The organism is Antiquaquibacter metalliresistens (assembly GCF_029211225.1).
Lineage (GTDB): Bacteria > Actinomycetota > Actinomycetes > Actinomycetales > Microbacteriaceae > Rhodoglobus > Rhodoglobus metalliresistens.
This window is the reverse complement of record NZ_JARGEM010000029.1, coordinates 1-566: the sequence shown is the minus strand read 5'-3', so window position 1 is coordinate 566 and position 566 is coordinate 1. Positions and strand designations below refer to the sequence as shown.

Below are 566 nucleotides of genomic sequence, written 5' to 3'. Positions count from 1 at the left end.
CTGTCTGCTGGTACGTACACGGCTACCGTTACCGATGCCAAGGGTTGTACTACGACCGCTTCAGCAACGGTGACACAACCTGCTGTGCTGACTGTATCAGCAACAAATACCAATGTGAGCTGCTTCGGTGGCAATAATGGTACCGCTACAGCAACAGTTGGCGGTGGTACTACACCTTATGCTTATAACTGGAACAGTGCTCCGGTACAAACTACGTCTACGGCTAATAATTTGCCTGCCGGTACTTATACTGTTACGATCACCGATGCGAAAAACTGCGTGGCCACCACAACTGCCACTGTTACCCAACCAACGGTGCTGAATGCAACAGCGACTAATACCAGTGTAAATTGTAATGGCGGCAGCAATGGTACGGCTACAGTAGTACCAACAGGCGGTACTGCTCCATATACCTATAGCTGGAACAGCAGCCCGGTACAGACGACGGCGACAGCAACCAACCTGCCTGCAGGTACCTATACAGCTACAGTAACAGATGCCCTGGGATGTATCAAGACCGTGAATACCACTATTACACAGCCACTGGTGTTAACTGCATCTGCAAC

At 50.4% G+C, this 566-nt stretch carries 1 protein-coding gene; it reads left to right on the top strand.

Translation table 11 applies throughout. From position 1 onward, the window contains the following. Positions 1-84 precede the first annotated feature (84 nt). Positions 85-566 (top strand): SprB repeat-containing protein (locus PYV02_RS15325; protein ID WP_275759946.1); only part of this gene is annotated, 482 nt, incomplete at its 3' end.